Genomic DNA, 18,118 nt, shown 5'->3' on the forward strand with positions numbered 1-18,118 from the left:
CCCCCCCCCCCCCCCCCCCCCCCCCCCCCCCCCCCCCCCCCCCCCCCCCCCCCCCCCCCCCCCCCCCCCCCCCCCCCCCCCCCCCCCCCCCCCCCCCGCCCCCCCCCCCGCCCCCCCCCCCCCCCCACCCCCCCACCTCGACTACGTCGGTACCGGACCCCCCACCTACGACGCCGAACCCACCGCGCTACCCCCCGCCGACCCGGATGATCTCGACGACCTCGTCGCCGACACCGTGCTCGACGGTGCCCAATACGGGACGTGCTCGTTGCGGGCTGTTTCGGTGCGGGGGGACTCCGCGCGGTACCGGGGTGAGCCGCGTCGGGACTCGTTGCTCACCGCGCGCTTCGGCAGTGGTGAGGAGGCGTTGATCCTCGTGGCGATGGCGACCGGGGCACGGGCGACACCGGGCGCGCACCGCGCGGCGGCCGAGGCCTGTCACTGGATCGGGCGGGCCGTGGGCCGCAGTCACGCGCGGCTCAGCGAGGACATCCGGGCGGCCCGGCGAGGCGATCTGAAGTCGGGGCTGCACCGGCTCACCGACCGCAGTCTCGGCAAACTCCGCGCGAGCGCGGCCGAGCAGGGCATCGACCCGGAGGAGTACGCGGCCACCCTGCGCTGTCTGCTGCTGCCCGCCGACCCCGAGTGCCGTACCCGTGTGTTCTTCGGCGTCGGCGCGGGCGGACTGTTCCGGCTCAGGGACGGCGAGTGGCACGACATCGAGCCGTCGGTCGGCGACATCACAGGCGAACCCGTCGTCGGCTTCGGCTCCCTCCCGCACGAGACGCCCGAGGGCGACCGGCTCACCATGGACCTGGGCATCCCGACGCCCCCGAGCCCGTACGAGCCCGCCCCCGAGCCGCCCCGCGAACCCTTCCGCTTCCGCGCCTCCGTCGCCCGCCCGGGTGACACGCTCCTGATGTGCACCGGCGGCCTGGCCGAACCCCTGCGCGGCGAACCCGAGTTGTGCAAGTACCTGACCGGCCGATGGTCGGGCCCCACCCCGCCCGGCCTCGCCGCGTTCCTCGCCGACACCCAGACCCGGGTCAAGGGCTACGCCGACGACCGTACGGCCGCCGCGGTTTGGGAGGCGTGAGTCAACCTGCCGCGGCCGTAACGGCGTTGCTCACTCGGTCCAGGGGCTCCACTGGAGCTGGTGGTACGAGTACCGGGACAGGCCCTCGATGCTGCTCGTGCGGAACGGGCGGCCGTGGTCGTCGATGCGGACTGTTCCGGAGCGCCCTTGGGAGGACCAGTCGAGCTCCAGGAACCAGCGGCAGTCGCAGGTCTCAGTCGTCGCGGTGACGAGCAGCACCTCCGGGTCCTCGGAGGAGACCCGGTAGGGCATGCGTACCGCCGGGATCGGGCCGTTTTCGTCGCCGCCGTCGACCGGGCGGGCGATGGGCCGGTTGATGTCCAGGTCGACGGCGAAGTAGCGCGGCGACAGTGATCCGCCGCAGCCCTGGTCCATCGAGTACGCCTTTCCGGCGACCGGCTCGCCGCGGCCCACCACCCGGACGCGGAGCGCCTCCAGCACCACGGCGGTCTTGGAGCGCCCCTGCACGGAGATCTCCACCAACTGCTCCCGCCCGTGCACCGCTCCCAGCGCCCTGGCCCAGTTCGCGGCGTCCTGCGGGGGAGGTGGCGGAGGCACCTGCTGCGGCGGCTTGTTGATCACGTAGTCATGACTGCAGCCGAGCGCCCACTCGTGCGAGTCGGCCGTCCAGGTGAGCGGCACGTCGGCAGTCCCGCTCGGCGTCTCCTCACCGCCGGAGGAGCCGCCCCCCGACGGGCCGTTGCCGGAGGCCGCGCCACCGCCGCCGGTGGGCGGCGCCGACGTGGCCGCCTTGCCGCTGACCGACGGTGACGGTGTGGCGGAACCGGAAGAGGAGGAAGGGCTGGGCGACTTGGGGGAGGGGCTCTTCGGTGCGCCGGACGTCGTTGTGGGGGTGGGATCGGCGAGCCGGCCATCGGCCTCCACCGAGGAACTCCCGTCCGGTAGCGCGGACAGGGTGCCCAGCGTGGCCAGCAGCACGGCGGCCACGGCAGCCGTGGTGACGGTGAGGCGGCGTCGGCGGTACCAGGGGGTGGCGCGGGGAGCGGGGGCGGCACCCGAAGCACCGGCCGATACCGCTCCCACAGCGCCGGGCGCCGCATCTCCCGTAGCGCCGGGCGCCGCAGCTCCCGCAGCCTCAGCCGCCCCGGCTCCCGCAGCGCCAGGCGCCCCGGCTCCTGAAACCCCGGCCGCCGCGGCACCCGTAGCCCCAGCCACCCCGGCACCCGTAGCCCCAGCCGCCTCCTGCGCCATCTCCGGCTTCCCCACCGGCCGTTGTCGCGCCGCCACCGCCGCCAGCCACAGTCGGTGCAGCTCCAACCGCTCCTCCGCGGTGGCCCCGCACAGCGCGGCGAAGCGTTCCACGGGGGCGAAGTCGACCGGGACCGCTTCGCCCGCGCAGTAGCGGTGCAAGGTCGAGGTGTTCATGTGCAGGCGGCGGGCCAGCGCCCCGTAACTGCGGTCCGTACGGTCCTTCAACTGCCTCAGCAGCGCCGCGAACCGCGCGACGTCGTCCTCTTCCGGCACCATTCCCCCGTATCCCCTCCCGGGACGCCATCCCAGGCACCCCCTGTATCTGCACGTCGGACGGGCTGGGACGGTTCCACCGTCGCCGACGGTGCGCCGGAGGTTGCGCCCGCCCGCCGTGACCGCTGATGCTCTTGGTGCCGCACCGACCAGGACCGGGCCGACCACCCGGAGTCGCGGCGGCTCCTGTCGTTCACACACTCACCACGGGGACACCCATGCTCAAGAAGACCCGCGCAGGCGCGCTCACCCTACTCGCCCTCACGGGCCTCACGCTCGGTTCCGTACTGACCGCACCGGCCGGCGCGACACCCCGCACGGGGTTCCTCTCGGCCGCCGACCTGCCGCCGCACCCGTCGTCCCCCTGGACCGCGGGCGCCATCACCGACGGTGTCCCGGAGGAACTGCTGCTGTGCCTGGCGGACGCGCTGCCGGGCTACGACTCCCGCTACCGTGCCTTCCACACCGAACTGGACGCGAGCGCCCGGCAGTTGAACATCGTCACGGGCACGCCCGCCAAGGCCAAGGCCCTCGCCACCCGCCTCAACAAGGAGATACGGACCTGCCCCGCCCGCATCGAGCGGGACCCGGAGATCGAGGCCACGCACAAGGACTACGGCACTCTGCCCGTCGAGGAGGGCGCCCGCGTGCACGGCCTGCACACCGCCGCCTCCTGGGGTGCGACGGACATCCATCTCCTGTCGGTCGGCCGGGACGGACGCACCGTCACGGTCGTGGAGTGGTCGCAGCTCGGCGACTTCGACGACGCGCCGGTGAGGGCCTTCAAGAAGACGACGACCACGGCTGTCGCCAAGCTCCACTGAACCTCCACTGAGCTGAGCCTGAAAGCGGCGATTTCCGGCCAGCTTCACGGGCCGGGGGAACCGGTCGGACCCAACTGCCCCCCGGCTTCGTCGCGTACGGCGGGATCGGCGGCGCGCCATGGGCAGTTGGGCCGATACCCCGCAGCCTGGGGCCGCCTCCACCAGGGTTCGTCGACAGTGCGGCGGCTGTCGTACGCATGGCCCGAACAGCCGGTCGTCGACGACCCCACATGACTGTCGAGTGAGCCAACGGGCATGGATCCCCGTGAACGTGTTCGAGGCAGAGGGGAACCCGACATCGGCACGCAGGCGGGGGTCATGAAAAGGCAGGTACGAGGGGGCGGTCCCACGGCGATCGGGGCCTTCTCGGCTCACATGATGGAGGAAGAGGCCGACAGCGTCACGGCGCGGCCGCAGCTGCGGCGCAGACTCGGACGCGCGGACCTCGCGGCGGTCCCGGAGGCACGCAGGGCACTGCGCGAGCTGTTACGGCACTGGGGCAAGCCCGGGCGGTCCGAGATAGCGGAACTGCTCACCAGCGAACTCGTCACCAACGCCATCGTCCACACCGACAACGACGCGGTCCTGACGGCCGTCGTAGGACCCCGTGGACTGCGGGTGGAGGTACGGGACTTCGTCGCCCGCAGGCCCCGGCTGCGCGTACCGAACGCCGACGACGGTACGCACGGCAGGGGTCTCGCCCTGGTGCAGTCCCTCGCGGACGCCTGGGGCGTACGGCCGCACGGGGTGGGGAAGGCGGTGTGGTTCGAACTCGACGCGGGGGCAGCACGACCAGCGAAAGGGGGTACGGCCCCGGGCCGTACCCCCTGACGTCGTCGACTGCGTCCGTTCCCGGTCTTCCTAGCCGAACTGCTGCTCCAGATCCTTGAGCTTGCGCTCCAGGGAGTCGAGGCGCGGCAGCGCCATCGTGTCGTCCTCCGCGGTGAGGTCCACGGTGATCGGGTCAGAGCTCTGGCGGACGGGCTGAAGGGAGGGCCGTGAGCGTACGGGCAGGGGCTCCGAGGTGGATATGGCAGGCTCCGCGGTGACTCGGTCGGAGTCGCGCTCCAGGGCCGGCATCTCCATCGGCCGCCCGGGGCCGGGGCCGCGTCCGACGAAGCCGCGGTGACCCCGGCTGATCGCCTTGAGCTGGGCCCGCTCGACCCGGTCCTGCTCGCGCCGGCGCAGTCGGGCCGTTTCCTTCTGCCGCTTGTCCTCGCGCACCTCGTCGACGGCCTCGTCCAGGCTGCGTACGCCTTCGAGGAGCATCAGCGACCAGGCCTTGTAGGTCTCGCGGGGCGCCCGCAGCCAGCGGACGACACGGATCTGCGGCAGCGGGCGCGGCACCAGGCCCTGCTCGCGCAGCGCGGCCTTGCGGGTCTGCTTCAGCGCCCGGTCGAAGAGGACGGCCGCCGACAGGGACATGCCCGCGAAGAACTGGGGGGCGCCGTCATGGCCCAGACCCCTGGGCGCGTGCACCCAGTTGAACCAGGCCGCGGCGCCGGCGAACGTCCACACGAGTATCCGGGAGCCGAGCGCGGCCTCACCATGGCTGGCCTCGCGCACGGCGAGCACCGAGCAGAACATGGCCGCGCCGTCGAGGCCGAACGGGACCAGGTACTCCCAGCCGCCGGACAGGTTGAGGTTCTGCCGGCCGAAGCCGACCAGGCCGTGGAAGGAGAGCGCGGCCGCCACCGCCGCACAGCAGAACAGCAGCACGTAGGAGGCGGTGCCGTATATGGCCTCCTTGCGCCTGCGGCGCTCCTCGCTGCGCTCCCACGAGTCGTCCGCGCTCGCGTCCTTCCCCGAGGTGCGCTTGCCACGCGCGAGCACCGCCACCGCCGCCAGCATGCCCAGGAGCAGTACGGCGCCCGGAAGCAGCCAGTTCAGCGATATGTCGGTCAATCTCATCTGGGGTCCCTTGCATTGGGATAGGGCGTGTAACGCCCGCCATGGTGGCCCAATTCCACCGCCCCTCAGGGGGTTTCGGGGCAAGAGGCCGCCAAGGAGGTGCAAGGGGATGCCCAAGGCGGCGTTCTGCTCGAACTGCCGCGTGAGGGGCGAGAGTTGAGTTCGAATAAGACTACCCGTACGGATGGTTCGACGGAAAGTTCCCGCGAGAAGTGAGGAAACTGTGAATCGCCTGTAACCGTGGGGCTGCCCAGTCCGCAGCTGATCCTCAACCGGCCGCTTCGGCCAGGAGTTTGACGACGCGGTCCGCGTCGCACGTGCGCGGGCAGGTGGCGCAGGCGTCGTCGGGGTCCAGCGTGTAGAACATGCAGCAGCTCGCCCGGTCCCGGGTGGGCAGCGGCTCGCCGTCCGGTCCGGTCAGTTCGCGGAAGGCGGCGGAGCCGACGTACGGCTTGGTCGCCCCCGGCAGCAGCAGCTCCAGCTCCCGCCTCGCCCGCTCCTGCTCGCCGATCACTTCGGCGACGTACCAGAGCCCCTCGACGACCTCGTCGGTCGCCATGCCCCACAGCGCCCGCCCGCGCCGCCGCATCCGCGGACCGAAGGCCGCGAGCACGGGTTCCAGGTGCTCGGCGACGGCCTCCCGCACCTCGCCGCGCAGCGCCTCCTCGTCGGCGACGACACGGGCGCCGGGCAGGGCGGCGGCGGGGTCACCGGGCAGACAGGCGAAGCTGTGGGCGCGGACGGCGAGGCGGCCGATGTCCAGGTCCGGGACCGTCCGGTCGTACGAGACGTCCGTCACGTGGAAGCGGGGCACCCGCCGGCTCAGGAACCACGGCACGGTGATCAGCAGACAGGCCGGCCAGGCGTACCGGTGCAGGCCGAAGCTGGCGACGACATCCGGTCGCGCGCGCTGTCCGTGGTCACGCTCGACCTGTGCGTCGTCCCAGGCCAGGAACGCGTCCAGCCCGGCTCCGCCCTCCGCGAGCGCGTCGGCGGCGATCCAGCCGCCGTCCCGGGGGACCTGCTCCCCGGCGTCGAGCTGGGTGATCGGCAGCCCCGGGAGGACCTCGGCCAGACGCGTGTAGGCGTCCGCGAGGGCCGAGCGGGGCACGGGCATACGGGACCGCCGATCTGGTGTCATTCGGGGCTGGCTGGAGGTAAGCCTTACCTTACCCAACATCATCGAGATGTGAACCGGCCGCTTCTGGCCCTATGGTGCTTGACGGACGAGTAACAACCCGCCGTAATGACCCCAAGTACCGACAAGGCCGGAGGAGGACGACCCCGTGAGGCAGGGCACGCAGGGCTCCACGGAGACGGGGCATCCGGAGCGGGCACGGATGCCGGCCGGCGGACCGCGGGTGCCGTCCCAGCCGCGGGCGGCCGACGTGGACCGGGGGCGGGACGCGGCAGCCGCGCCCGGGCCCGATGCCGGCGGTGTCCGGGGTGAGCACACCCACAGCGAGACGCCGATTCCGCGTCCCCGTGCCACCGTCCAGCGGTCCTCCGTGCGCGGGCAGATCCTCGACGCCCTGCGCACCGCCCTGGTCTCGGGTGAACTGTCCCCGGGCGAGCTGTACTCGGCGCCCGCGCTCGGCGACCGCTTCGGGGTCTCGGCGACGCCCGTGCGCGAGGCGATGCAGCAACTGGCCCTGGAGGGCGCCGTCGAGGTCGTGCCGAACCGTGGCTTCCGCGTCATCGAGCGCGGCGCCCGCGAGCTGGCCGAGCTGGCCGAGGTCCGCTCCCTGATCGAGGTTCCGGTGATGCTGCGCCTCGCGCGGACGGTGCCGGTCGAACGCTGGGCGGATCTGCGTCCCCTCGCCGAGGCGACGGTACGGGCGGCCGGCACCGGCTGCCGGGTGACGTACGCCGACTCGGACCGGGCCTTTCACCGCGGGCTGCTCGCCCTGTCCGGCAACGAGCAGCTCGTGCACCTCGCCGAGGACCTCCACCGCCGCGCCCAGTGGCCCCTGGTGGACGGCCCCGCCGGACGCGGGCGCGCGGAACTGCTCGCGGACGCGGCACAGCACACGGCGCTGCTGGACGCGTTGATCTCGCGGGACCTGGACGGGGTGCGGGCGCTGGTGGGGGAGCACTTCGCGGGAGCGAGCTGAGCGCACGCGGAGCGCGCGCGGGCGGCCGGCCCCGCTCAGGCGTGTGCCCCGCTCAGGCCGTCGCCGCCGGTGGTGCAGGCGGCGCCAACTCCCGGGCCAGCCACGTCGGTACGCCCCCCAGTAGCCGGAACAGCCGGCGGGCCTCCTCCCGCAGGCGTGATGCCTCCGGCTCCACCTCCGCGTCGGCCAGGGACACCAGCGCCGGCGCCGTGCCCACGAGGTAGCCCAACTCCTCCCGGATGCGCAGGGATTCGGTGAAGCCGTGCCGCGCCTCCGCCAACTCGCCGTCCCGCAGGGCGAGTCCGGCCAGATGGCGCCAGGTGAACGACAGCAGGAGCGGGTCGGAGTGGGCCGTGGCGCCCGCGTGGGCCCGGCGGTACGCGGCGCGCGCCGCCTGCGGGGAGAGCGTCAGGTTCTCGGCCAGCAGGCCCCGGCGGAAGTCCAGCAGCGCGCGGCCCGGCGCCCCCGGCGGGATCAGCGCCGCCGCCCGGCCCAGCGCGGCCCGCGCCTCGTCCGCCCGGTCCCGGACCGTGTGCAGCGTGGCCGCATAGGCAAGTTGCCCGCGTTCACAAGCGGCCGCGCCCCGCTCCTCGTCGGTGTGGGCCAGCGCCTCGGCCGTACGCAGCCCGTCCTCGGCCTCCTCCCAGCCCTGCTCGGTGTAGAGACACCGTTCGACCAGCAGCGCGGCCCGCTGCAACGCGGACGCCGGGGTGTCGGGCCGGAGCAGGGCCGCCGCGTCCGCCCAGCACGCGCGGGAGCGCAGCCGCCATACCGCGGTCTGGAGGGGATCGTCACCAGGGGTCGTTCCGAAACCAGACATGGCGGGATGCGCCACGTTGCCCTCCCCGAGCGCGCCGTCGAGCTATGAGTGGTGGCGGCATCTCAGCACGAATCGTCGGCCCTGGCCAAGAGGGAGTGTGAAAGTTTTCACTTGCGTTGATCTCGCGCGGCCGATCCGCTCACCTCAACTCATCCGCAACGCCAGGAAGAAATCGAGCTTGTCCTCCAGGCGGGACAGGTCACGGCTCGTCAACTGCTCGATCCTGCCGACGCGGTAGCGCAGCGTGTTGACGTGCAGGTGGAGGCGGGTGGCGCAGCGCGTCCAGGAGCCGTCGCAGTCGAGGAACGCCTCCAGGGTGGGGATCAGTTCGGCGCGGTGCCGGCGGTCGTAGTCGCGGAGGGGGTCGAGGAGCCGCGCCGTGAAGGCACGTCGTACGTCGTCCGGGACGAAGGGCAGCAGCAGGACGTGCGAGGCCAGCTCCTGGTGGCCGGCCGCGCACACCCGGCCGGGCCGGGCCGCCGCCACCCGCCGTGCGTGCCGCGCCTCCTCCAGCGCCCCGCGCAGCCCCTCCGCCGAGTGCACGGCCGCGCTGACGCCGAGCGTGACCCGCCCGTCCTCGTCGAGACCGGCCGCCAGGGGATCCCGTACGGACTCCAGGAGCGCGTCGGCGTGGATCCCCGTCTCTGAGCCGTCGTGCTCGGTCGACACCGCCGGGAGGGGGACGAGGGCGATCGCCTCGTCGCCGGTGTGGGCGACGGCGATACGGTCGGAGGGCTCCGGTCCCGTCGACAGCGGGTCGACGAGGATCTCCTCCAGCAGCGACTGGGCGACCGGCCCGCCCTCGATGTCCCCGCCGTCCCACTCGACGCGGGCCACGACCACCTGCCAGTGCGGCGCGGCGCCGAGCCCGGGCAGCAGCACCGGCGCGGCCACCCGCAGCCGGGCGGCGATCTCGGCGGGCGCGGCACCGGTCTGCACCAGCTCCAGCACCTCCTGCGCGAGCCGCCTGCGCACCGTACGGGCGGCGTCCCGCCGGTCCCGCTCCACCGCGATCAGCTGGGTGACGCCCTGGAGCAGGTCGAGCCGTTCCTCCGGCCAGTCCCCGGCGTCCGCCGCGACGGCCAGCAGCCAGTCCGACAGCACCGTCTCCCGCACGTCCCGGGCGCCCTGCGGGGAGCGCCCTTCCCCAGCCACCCCCGGGAGGTGCCCCCAGCTGCGGATCGGGAACAGCGCGTACGGCGTGGCGCCCAGCGTCACCCGGCGCGGGCCCCGCCGTCCGGTGCGGGCGGCCGCCAGATGCTCGGCCGCCAGCCGCGCACACAGGTCGGCGGGCAGCTCGGGCCCGCCCACCTTCGGGCCCGCGATGAGCCGCCCGGTCGGCGACAGCACCCACGCGCTCAGGTCCAGGTCGGAGCCGAGGAGGTCGAGGACCACGTCGGGACCGCCGCCCGCGGGGCCCGAGGTCATCATCCGCCGGTGCCGGTCGACCACCGCCGCGAGATCGCCTGCGCGCTCGCCCGAGACCTGCCGTACGACATGCTCGGTGATCGTCGCGAACGCCACCGACTCGTGCACCGCGAACAGCGGAAGCCGGTGCTTGGCGCAGGCGACCACCAGATCGTCCGGGACGTCCCCGAGCTCGGCCTCACCGGCGGCGAGCGCGGCCACGCCGGCCGCCACCAGGATCCGTACGAACGGCTCGGAGTCCTCGGCGTCCCGGCGCCAGGCCAGGCCCGTGAGCACCAGCTCCCCGCCCGAGAGATAGCGGCTGGGGTCCCTGAGGTCGGTGGTCATCACGCCGCGGACGGTGCGGTCCAGCTCGTCCTCGCCGCCGAGCAGCCTGAGGCCCAGCGCGTCGGTGTCCAGCAGTGCGCGCAGCCGCATTCTCGTCGCCGCCGTTCTCTGTCTCGAAATCTACGATGAATCCTGATGGGGCATGGTGGCCGCGGCCGGTTCGAGGTGTCCCAGGTCACCAGGGTTGTGACTGACGTTTCCACGGAAAAACGAGGAGGTTACCGGTGACCTCCATTCATACGAATCTACAAGATGACCTCGCTGGCCAGCCAACTCCTTCATGGTTTCCGTGACTGACCGAGGAGACGCACCGCGCTGTGTACTGACGTCGATCCGCGTTAACAGAACATGAACAAGCCAGTCCCGCCGCACCCGATCTGGCTTGATCAGTACGACCCACGAGACGAAGAAGAGAGCCGGTCATGGACTTCCTTCGCCCCGCCAGCTGGGAGGAGGCGCTCGCCGCGAAGGCCGAGCACCCCACCGCTGTGCCGATTGCGGGCGGCACCGATGTGATGGTCGAGATCAACTTCGACCACCGCCGGCCCGAGTACCTGCTCGACCTGAACCGCATCGGCGAGCTCTCCGAGTGGGAGGCCGGCGAGGACACCGTGCGGCTCGGTGCCTCCGTCCCGTACACCACGATCATGGAGCAGCTGCGTCCCGAGTTGCCGGGCCTGGCCCTCGCCTCGCACACGGTCGCCTCCCCGCAGATCCGCAACCGCGGCGGCGTCGGCGGCAACCTCGGCACCGCCTCCCCGGCCGGTGACGCCCACCCCGCCCTCCTCGCGGCCGGCGCCGAGGTCGAGGTCGAGTCGGTGCGCGGCTCCCGTCTCATCCCGATCGACGAGTTCTACACCGGCGTGAAGCGCAACGCGCTCGCCGCCGACGAGCTGATCAGGGCCGTACACATCAAGAAGGCCGACGGGCCGCAGCAGTTCTCCAAGGTCGGCACCCGCAACGCCATGGTGATCGCGGTGTGCGCCTTCGGTCTGGCGCTGCACCCCGAGACGCGGACTGTCCGCACCGGCATCGGCTCGGCCGCCCCCACCCCGGTCCGCGCGAAGGCGGCGGAGGAGTTCCTGAACGCGGCGCTCGAAGAGGGCGGTTTCTGGGACAACGGCAAGATCATCACCCCGTCGGTCGCCAAGCAGTTCGCGGAGCTGTGCTCGGGCGCCTGCAACCCGATCGACGACGTCCGGGGCACCGCGAGCTACCGCCGGCACGCGGTCGGCGTCATGGCCCGCCGCACGCTGACCTGGACCTGGGAGTCGTACCGCGGCGCCCGCCGCATCACCGAGGGAGCTGCGTAATGCGTGTGAACTTCACGGTCAACGGCCGTCCCCAGGAAGCCGACGACGTGTGGGAGGGCGAGTCCCTGCTGTACGTGCTGCGTGAGCGGCTCGGTCTGCCGGGTTCGAAGAACGCCTGCGAGCAAGGTGAGTGCGGCTCGTGCACGGTCCGGCTCGACGGTGTGCCGGTGTGCTCGTGCCTGGTCGCCGCCGGTCAGGTGGAGGGCCGCGAGGTCGTCACGGTCGAGGGCCTGGCGGACTACGCCAAGCAGCGCTCCTGCGGCGACACTTGTGGAACGTCGCTCGACGAGGCCAAGGGATGGCAGGCCAAGGGCACCGACTCGCAGACCGGCGAGGGCACGGAGCTCTCCCCGATCCAGCAGGCGTTCATCGACGCAGGCGCCGTCCAGTGCGGCTTCTGCACGCCGGGGCTGCTGGTCGCCGCCGACGAGATGCTGGAGAGCAACCCGAACCCGACCGACGCGGACATCCGCGAGGCGCTGTCGGGCAACCTGTGCCGCTGCACCGGCTACGAGAAGATCATGGACGCGGTCCGGCTCGCGGCCGCCCGGCAGGGAGAGGCGGTCTGACACCATGCGAACCAACGGCGCTCCCATCGGCGCTCCCACCAAGGTCACCCAGGGCTCCCAGACCAAGGGCGGCATCGGCGAGTCCACCCTCCGCCCGGACGGCACGCTCAAGGTCACCGGTGAGTTCGCGTACTCGTCCGACATGTGGCACGAGGACATGCTCTGGGGCCAGATCCTGCGCTCCACGGTCGCGCACGCCGAGATCGTGTCCATCGACACGGGCGAGGCCCTCGCGACGCCCGGCGTCTACGCCGTCATGACCTACGACGACCTGCCGACCGACGTGAAGAACTACGGCCTGGAGATCCAGGACACCCCGGTCCTCGCGCACGGCAAGGTCCGCCACCACGGCGAGCCCGTCGCGATCGTCGCCGCCGACCACCCGGAGACCGCGCGCCGCGCCGCCGCCAAGATCAAGGTGGAGTACCGGGAACTGCCGGTCATCACGGACGAGGCCTCCGCGACCGCGCCGGACGCGATCCTCGTCCACGAGGGCCGCGACGACCACCACTTCGGCCATGTCCCGCATCCGAACATCGTGCACCGCCAGCCGATCGTACGAGGCGACGTCTCCGCGGCCCGTGAGCGTGCCGATGTCGTCGTCGAGGGTGAGTACACCTTCGGCATGCAGGACCAGGCCTTCCTCGGCCCCGAGTCGGGCCTCGCGGTCCCGGACGAGGACGGCGGCGTCCACCTCTACATCGCCACCCAGTGGCTGCACAGCGACCTGCGGCAGATCGCCCCGGTCCTCGGCCTGCCCGAGAGCAAGGTCCGTATGACGCTGTCCGGCGTCGGCGGCGCGTTCGGCGGCCGTGAGGACCTGTCGATGCAGATCCACGCCTGTCTGCTCGCCCTGCGCACCGGCAAGCCCGTCAAGATCGTCTACAACCGCTTCGAGTCCTTCTTCGGACACGTCCACCGCCACCCCGCGAAGCTGTACTACGAGCACGGCGCCACCAAGGACGGCAGGCTCACCCACCTGAAGTGCCGGATCGTCCTGGACGGCGGCGCCTACGCGTCGGCCTCCCCGGCGGTCGTCGGCAACGCCGCGTCGCTGAGCGTCGGCCCGTACGTGGTCGACGACGTGGACATCGAGGCGATCGCCCTCTACACCAACAACCCGCCCTGCGGCGCCATGCGCGGCTTCGGCGCGGTCCAGGCGTGCTTCGCCTACGAGGCGCAGATGGACAAGCTGGCGGCGAAACTCGGCATGGACCCGGTGGAGTTCCGCCGGCTCAACGCCATGGAGCAGGGCACGATCATGCCGACCGGCCAGCCGGTCGACTCCCCGGCCCCGGTCGCCGAACTCCTGCGCCGCGTCAAGGCGATGCCGATGCCGCCGGAGCGCCAGTGGGAGAGCAGCGAGGGCGCGGACGTACGGCAGCTGCCCGGCGGTCTGTCCAACACCACGCACGGTGAAGGCGTCGTACGCGGAGTCGGCTACGCCGTCGGCATCAAGAACGTCGGCTTCTCCGAAGGCTTCGACGACTACTCGACTGCCCGCGTCCGCATGGAGGTTGTCGGCGGCCAGCCCGTCGCCACCGTGCACACCGCGATGGCGGAGGTCGGCCAGGGCGGCGTCACCGTCCACGCGCAGATCGCCCGCACCGAGCTGGGCGTCACGCAGGTGACCATCCGCCCGGCGGACACGCAGGTCGGCTCGGCGGGTTCGACGTCGGCCTCGCGCCAGACCTATGTCACGGGCGGCGCGGTGAAGAACGCGTGCGAGCTGGTCCGGGAGCGAGTGCTGGAGATCGGCCGCCGCAAGTTCGGTACGTACCACCCGGCCTGGGCGACGGCGGAGCTGCTCCTGGAGGGCGGCAAGGTCGTCACCGACGGCGGCGAGGTCCTTGCCGACCTGGTGGACGTCCTCGAAGACGAGACCGTCGAGGTCGAGGAGGAGTGGCGGCACCGGCCCACCGAGGCCTTCGACCTGCGCACCGGCCAGGGCAACGGCCACGTCCAGTACAGCTTCGCCGCGCATCGCGCCGTCGTCGAGGTCGACACCGAGCTGGGCCTGGTCAAGGTCATCGAGCTGGCCTGCGCCCAGGACGTCGGCAAGGCCCTCAACCCGCTGTCCGTCATCGGCCAGATCCAGGGCGGCACGGTACAGGGCCTGGGCGTCGCGGTGATGGAAGAGATCATCGTCGACCCCAAGACGGCCAAGGTCAGGAACCCCTCCTTCACGGACTACCTGATCCCCACCATCCTCGACACCCCGACCATCCCGGTCGACGTCCTCGAACTCGCCGACAACCACGCCCCCTACGGCCTCCGCGGCGTCGGCGAAGCCCCAACCCTCTCCTCAACTCCAGCCGTCCTCGCGGCAATCCGCAACGCGACGGGCCTGGAGCTGAACAGAACGCCGGTACGTCCCGAGCACCTCACGGGCACGGCGTAAGCGGCAACGTCGTAACGCCGCTGCCGTCGCGCCGCACCGGGCGCGTGCGGCAACGGCAACGTCGCTACGTCCGCCGCCGCATGCGGCAACGTCGTAACGCCGCTGCCGTCGCGGGCAGTCGTGCCGCAGGGCGGCACGGGTGGGCGCGACGGCACCCCGACGCCGGGCAACAGCTCACCCACGCCCACCCCGACGCCGGTCAAGTCCAGCACCACGCACACGCATCGTTCGTCTCGGGCCGTCCCCCGGGTCGTGCGGCCGAAGCACCTTCCCAAATCCCGTAGCCGCCACCCCGGCGGTTCCCCATACGGGTGTCCCTATGAACCTTGGGAGCAGGCCCACATGACCCAGCAGTCACTTGAGCCGAGGACCACCGCCGAAGACGCGGGCGAAGGCACCCGCATCCCGGCCGGCAGGTCCTGGCTCGACCGGTACTTCCACATATCCCGGCGAGGATCCACCGTCGCCCGCGAGGTCCGCGGCGGCGTCACCACCTTCATGGCGATGGCGTACATCCTCCTCCTCAACCCCCTGATCCTGTCCGGCAAGGACGCCGCAGGGGACACGCTCGCCCAGAAGGCCCTGATCACCGCGACCGCGTTCGCCGCGGCCCTCACCACACTGCTGATGGGCTTCTTCGGCAAGGTGCCGCTCGCCCTCGCCGCCGGCCTCTCCGTCTCCGGCGTCCTCGCCTCACAGGTCGCCCCGCAGATGACCTGGCCGCAGGCCATGGGCATGTGCGTGATGTACGGCGTGGTCATCATGCTGCTGGTCGTCACCGGCCTCCGCGAGATGATCATGAACGCGATCCCGCTGGCGCTGAAGCACGCGATCACCATGGGCATCGGCCTGTTCGTCGCCCTGATCGGCTTCTTCAAGGCCGGTTTCGTGCACCAGGGCGAGGGGACCCCGGTCACCCTCGGCCCGGCCGGCGAACTGGCGGGCTGGCCCGTCCTGCTCTTCGCGGTCACCCTCCTCGCCATCTTCATGCTCCAGGCGCGCGGCATCCCCGGCGCGATCCTGATCGGCATCGTCGGCGGCACCGTACTAGCCGTGATCCTGAACGCACTTGACGTCATCGACCCCAAGCAGTGGGCGAGCGGCGCACCCGAACTGCACGGCAGCGCGGTCTCCATGCCCGACTTCTCGATCTTCGGCCATGTCGAGTTCGGCGGATGGGGGCAGGTCGGCGCGATGACGGTCGGCATGATCGTGTTCACGCTCGTGCTCGCCGGGTTCTTCGACGCGATGGCGACGATCATCGGCGTCGGCACCGAGGCCAAGCTGGCCGACGACAAGGGCCGGATGCCGGGCCTGTCCAAGGCGCTGTTCATCGACGGCGCGGGCGGCGCGATCGGCGGTGTGTCCGGTGCCTCGGGCCAGACCGTGTTCGTCGAGTCGGCGACGGGGGTGGGCGAGGGTGCTCGTACGGGCCTGTCCTCGGTCGTCACCGGCCTGTTCTTCGCGGCCTGCCTCTTCTTCACCCCGCTCACGGCGATCGTGCCGGGCGAGGTCGCGGCGGCGGCCCTCGTGGTCATCGGCGCCATGATGATGATGAACGCGCGGCATGTGGACTGGGCGGACCGGGCCACCGCGATCCCGGTCTTCCTGACCGTCGTCATCATGCCGTTCACGTACTCGATCACGGCGGGTGTCGCCGCCGGCGTCATCTCGTACGTCGCCATCAAGATCGCTCAGGGCAAGGCACGGGAGATCGGGGCATTCATGTGGGCCCTCACAGGCATCTTCCTGGTCTTCTTCGCCCTCAATCCCATAGAGACCTGGATGGGCGTGCACTAGGCACTCCGCCGAACACCCCTCCGCACAACCGCCGTCAAGGAGACCGAAGATGCTGGACATCGCCGAAGAGCTGCACCGGTGGGTCGAGCAGGGACGCGACTTCGCCGTGGCCACCGTGGTGGCCGTCGGCGGCAGCGCGCCCCGCCAGCCCGGCGCCGCCCTCGCGGTGGACGCCGACGGCACGGCGATCGGCTCGGTCTCCGGCGGCTGTGTGGAGGGCGCGGTGTACGAACTGTGCCGGCAGGCGCTCCAGGACGGGGAGTCGGTCCTGGAACGCTTCGGCTACAGCGACGAGGACGCCTTCGCCGTAGGCCTGACCTGCGGCGGCATCATCGACATCCTCGTCACCCCGGTCCGGGCGGGCGACCCCGTCCGCCCGGTGCTCGCGTCCGCGCTCTCCGCCGCCGCGCGCGGGGAGGCGGCGGCGGTGGCCCGGATCGTCTCCGGCCCGCCGGAGCTGATGGGCCGGGCTCTGCTGATCCACCCCGAGGGCCCGTACGACGGCGGTTTCGGCGCCCATCCCGAGCTGGACCGCACGGTCGCCGAGGAGGCCCGTGCCTTCCTGGACGCGGGCCGCACCGGCACCCTGGAGATCGGCGCACAGGGTTCGCGCTGCGGAGCCCCCCTCACCATCCTCGTAGAGTCCTCGGTCCCACCGCCCAGGATGATCGTCTTCGGCGCGATCGACTTCGCGTCGGCGCTGGTCCGCATCGGCAAGTTCCTGGGCTACCACGTGACGGTGTGCGACGCCCGCCCCGTCTTCGCCACGCGGGCCCGCTTCCCCGAGGCCGACGAGATCGTCGTCGAGTGGCCGCACACGTACCTGGAGGGCACGCAGGTCGACGGCCGTACGGTCCTGTGCGTCCTGACCCACGACGCCAAGTTCGACGTACCCCTGCTGAAGCTCGCGCTCCGGCTCCCGGTCGCCTACGTCGGCGCGATGGGCTCCCGCCGCACCCACCTCGACCGCAACGAACGCCTCCGCGAAGTCGGCGTGACCGAGCTGGAATTGGCGCGCTTGCGCTCCCCGATCGGGCTCGACCTCGGCGCCCGTACCCCCGAGGAGACGGCCCTGTCGATCGCCTCCGAGATCGTCGCGGCCCGCCGCGGCGGCAGCGGCGTCTCCCTCACCGGCGCCCACACACCGATCCACCACGACGTGACGCCGGCGCCGGAACCGGCGGGGCGGATCGGGTCGGTAGCCTGACCGCATGCCCGTCATCGACGCATGGATGCAGCACCCCACACTCCGGCACTCGAACCACGAGATGTTCGAGTCCCTGCGCCGCTGGACGGGCATGGAGCGGCTCGAGGAGCCACTGCCCGTCAAGGCGACGGTGGCCGCGCTGGCCGCCGCCGATGTCGAGATCGGCCTGTCCGCGGCCTGGTACGGGCCGCAGGGACCGCTGATCAGCAACGACGAGGTGGCCGAGTTCGTCGACCGGTCGGACGGCAGACTGCGCGGCGTGGCGGGCGCCGACCTCACCCGCCCGGTTCCGGCCGTACGCGAACTGCGCCGAGCCGTGACGGAACTCGGCTTCGTCGCCCTGCGGATCGTCCCCTGGCTCTGGCAACTCCCGCCCACCGACCGGCTGTACTACCCGCTCTACGCCGCCTGCGTCGACCTCGGCATCCCCTTCTGCACGCAGGTCGGCCACACCGGCCCACTGCGCCCCTCCGAGACGGGCCGCCCCATTCCGTACGTCGACCAGGTCGCGCTCGACTTCCCCGAACTGACCATCGTGTGCGGGCACATCGGCTATCCCTGGACCACGGAGATGATCGCGGTCGCCGACAAACACGCCAACGTCTACATCGACACCAGCGCCTACACCGCCCACCGCTACCCGCCCGAACTGGTCGCCTACCTGCGCGGCCGGGGCCGCGGAAAGGTCCTCTTCGGCTCCAACTACCCGATGATCACGCCGAGTCGGGCACTGGAACACCTCCCCGAACTGGGCTTGGACGACGAGACCACCGAACTGTTCCTGTCGGGCAACGCGCGTCGGGTCTTCAGTCTCTGAGAACTG

15 protein-coding genes are annotated in these 18,118 nt (G+C 72.0%); 10 read left to right on the forward strand and 5 right to left on the reverse strand.

From position 1 onward, the window contains the following. A partial coding sequence (locus KCH48_RS08215) for a PP2C family serine/threonine-protein phosphatase (RefSeq protein ID WP_374104662.1) occupies positions 1-1,096 on the forward strand: 1,096 nt, incomplete at its 5' end. Between the two features lie 30 nt (positions 1,097-1,126). On the opposite strand, the gene KCH48_RS08220 is transcribed toward KCH48_RS08215, so the two are convergent. Next, positions 1,127-2,584: a helix-turn-helix transcriptional regulator gene (locus KCH48_RS08220; protein WP_210571517.1), complete on the reverse strand. Its 1,458-nt coding sequence runs from the start codon at positions 2,582-2,584 to the stop codon at positions 1,127-1,129. A 215-nt stretch (positions 2,585-2,799) separates the two neighbouring features. Between KCH48_RS08220 and KCH48_RS08225 the strand changes: the two genes are divergently transcribed. Both KCH48_RS08225 and KCH48_RS08230 read left to right on the forward strand, forming a co-directional pair. Continuing rightward, the gene (locus KCH48_RS08225) at positions 2,800-3,405 is read left to right on the forward strand and encodes a hypothetical protein (protein WP_210571519.1); all 606 of its coding nucleotides are present in this window, start codon (positions 2,800-2,802) and stop codon (positions 3,403-3,405) included. A gap of 378 nt (positions 3,406-3,783) precedes the next feature. Next, complete coding sequence (locus KCH48_RS08230) at positions 3,784-4,236, forward strand: ATP-binding protein (protein WP_210572217.1); 453 nt, start codon at positions 3,784-3,786, stop codon at positions 4,234-4,236. A 30-nt stretch (positions 4,237-4,266) separates the two neighbouring features. On the opposite strand, the gene KCH48_RS08235 is transcribed toward KCH48_RS08230, so the two are convergent. After that, positions 4,267-5,316 (reverse strand): DUF2637 domain-containing protein, encoded by a 1,050-nt coding sequence (locus tag KCH48_RS08235; RefSeq protein ID WP_210571521.1) that lies wholly within the window; start codon positions 5,314-5,316, stop codon positions 4,267-4,269. Between the two features lie 268 nt (positions 5,317-5,584). Beyond that, positions 5,585-6,433, reverse strand: coding sequence for a (2Fe-2S)-binding protein (locus KCH48_RS08240; RefSeq protein WP_210571522.1), 849 nt, complete (start codon positions 6,431-6,433; stop codon positions 5,585-5,587). A gap of 169 nt (positions 6,434-6,602) precedes the next feature. Between KCH48_RS08240 and KCH48_RS08245 the strand changes: the two genes are divergently transcribed. Continuing rightward, the gene (locus KCH48_RS08245; RefSeq protein WP_210571524.1) at positions 6,603-7,430 is read left to right on the forward strand and encodes a GntR family transcriptional regulator; all 828 of its coding nucleotides are present in this window, start codon (positions 6,603-6,605) and stop codon (positions 7,428-7,430) included. Between the two features lie 52 nt (positions 7,431-7,482). Here the strand turns inward: KCH48_RS08245 and KCH48_RS08250 are convergent, their stop codons facing one another. Both KCH48_RS08250 and KCH48_RS08255 read right to left on the reverse strand, forming a co-directional pair. Next, positions 7,483-8,250, reverse strand: coding sequence for a hypothetical protein (locus KCH48_RS08250; RefSeq protein ID WP_210571526.1), 768 nt, complete (start codon positions 8,248-8,250; stop codon positions 7,483-7,485). A 144-nt stretch (positions 8,251-8,394) separates the two neighbouring features. Continuing rightward, the gene (locus KCH48_RS08255) at positions 8,395-10,095 is read right to left on the reverse strand and encodes a PucR family transcriptional regulator ligand-binding domain-containing protein (RefSeq protein ID WP_210571528.1); all 1,701 of its coding nucleotides are present in this window, start codon (positions 10,093-10,095) and stop codon (positions 8,395-8,397) included. 332 nt (positions 10,096-10,427) lie between these two features. Between KCH48_RS08255 and KCH48_RS08260 the strand changes: the two genes are divergently transcribed. From KCH48_RS08260 to KCH48_RS08285, 6 genes are all read left to right on the forward strand, one after another. Further along, complete coding sequence (locus KCH48_RS08260; RefSeq protein ID WP_210571530.1) at positions 10,428-11,318, forward strand: xanthine dehydrogenase family protein subunit M; 891 nt, start codon at positions 10,428-10,430, stop codon at positions 11,316-11,318. Next, positions 11,318-11,887 (forward strand): (2Fe-2S)-binding protein, encoded by a 570-nt coding sequence (locus tag KCH48_RS08265; protein WP_210571532.1) that lies wholly within the window; start codon positions 11,318-11,320, stop codon positions 11,885-11,887. Before KCH48_RS08260 ends, KCH48_RS08265 begins: the two co-directional genes overlap by 1 nt. 4 nt (positions 11,888-11,891) lie before the next feature. Then, positions 11,892-14,288: a xanthine dehydrogenase family protein molybdopterin-binding subunit gene (locus tag KCH48_RS08270; RefSeq protein WP_210571534.1), complete on the forward strand. Its 2,397-nt coding sequence runs from the start codon at positions 11,892-11,894 to the stop codon at positions 14,286-14,288. A gap of 342 nt (positions 14,289-14,630) precedes the next feature. Continuing rightward, positions 14,631-16,088: an NCS2 family permease gene (locus tag KCH48_RS08275; RefSeq protein ID WP_210571536.1), complete on the forward strand. Its 1,458-nt coding sequence runs from the start codon at positions 14,631-14,633 to the stop codon at positions 16,086-16,088. A gap of 49 nt (positions 16,089-16,137) precedes the next feature. Then, positions 16,138-17,295 (forward strand): XdhC family protein, encoded by a 1,158-nt coding sequence (locus KCH48_RS08280; RefSeq protein WP_210571538.1) that lies wholly within the window; start codon positions 16,138-16,140, stop codon positions 17,293-17,295. A 4-nt stretch (positions 17,296-17,299) separates the two neighbouring features. Next, positions 17,300-18,112: an amidohydrolase family protein gene (locus KCH48_RS08285; protein ID WP_210571540.1), complete on the forward strand. Its 813-nt coding sequence runs from the start codon at positions 17,300-17,302 to the stop codon at positions 18,110-18,112. Positions 18,113-18,118 lie beyond the last annotated feature (6 nt).

It is taken from the genome of Streptomyces sp. GESEQ-4, assembly GCF_017948455.1.
GTDB lineage: Bacteria > Actinomycetota > Actinomycetes > Streptomycetales > Streptomycetaceae > Streptomyces.

Bases quoted from the DNA above. Each gene is read 5' to 3' on its own strand.
- KCH48_RS08285 (WP_210571540.1), top strand. From the start codon at position 17,300: ATGCCCGTCATCGACGCATGGATGCAGCACCCCACACTCCGGCACTCG.
- KCH48_RS08255 (WP_210571528.1), bottom strand. From the start codon at position 10,095: ATGCGGCTGCGCGCACTGCTGGACACCGACGCGCTGGGCCTCAGGCTG.
- KCH48_RS08225 (WP_210571519.1), top strand. From the start codon at position 2,800: ATGCTCAAGAAGACCCGCGCAGGCGCGCTCACCCTACTCGCCCTCACG.
- KCH48_RS08275 (WP_210571536.1), top strand. From the start codon at position 14,631: ATGACCCAGCAGTCACTTGAGCCGAGGACCACCGCCGAAGACGCGGGC.
- KCH48_RS08265 (WP_210571532.1), top strand. From the start codon at position 11,318: ATGCGTGTGAACTTCACGGTCAACGGCCGTCCCCAGGAAGCCGACGAC.
- KCH48_RS08230 (WP_210572217.1), top strand. From the start codon at position 3,784: ATGGAGGAAGAGGCCGACAGCGTCACGGCGCGGCCGCAGCTGCGGCGC.
- KCH48_RS08250 (WP_210571526.1), bottom strand. From the start codon at position 8,250: ATGTCTGGTTTCGGAACGACCCCTGGTGACGATCCCCTCCAGACCGCG.
- KCH48_RS08240 (WP_210571522.1), bottom strand. From the start codon at position 6,433: ATGCCCGTGCCCCGCTCGGCCCTCGCGGACGCCTACACGCGTCTGGCC.
- KCH48_RS08220 (WP_210571517.1), bottom strand. From the start codon at position 2,584: ATGGTGCCGGAAGAGGACGACGTCGCGCGGTTCGCGGCGCTGCTGAGG.
- KCH48_RS08235 (WP_210571521.1), bottom strand. From the start codon at position 5,316: ATGAGATTGACCGACATATCGCTGAACTGGCTGCTTCCGGGCGCCGTA.
- KCH48_RS08280 (WP_210571538.1), top strand. From the start codon at position 16,138: ATGCTGGACATCGCCGAAGAGCTGCACCGGTGGGTCGAGCAGGGACGC.
- KCH48_RS08270 (WP_210571534.1), top strand. From the start codon at position 11,892: ATGCGAACCAACGGCGCTCCCATCGGCGCTCCCACCAAGGTCACCCAG.
- KCH48_RS08260 (WP_210571530.1), top strand. From the start codon at position 10,428: ATGGACTTCCTTCGCCCCGCCAGCTGGGAGGAGGCGCTCGCCGCGAAG.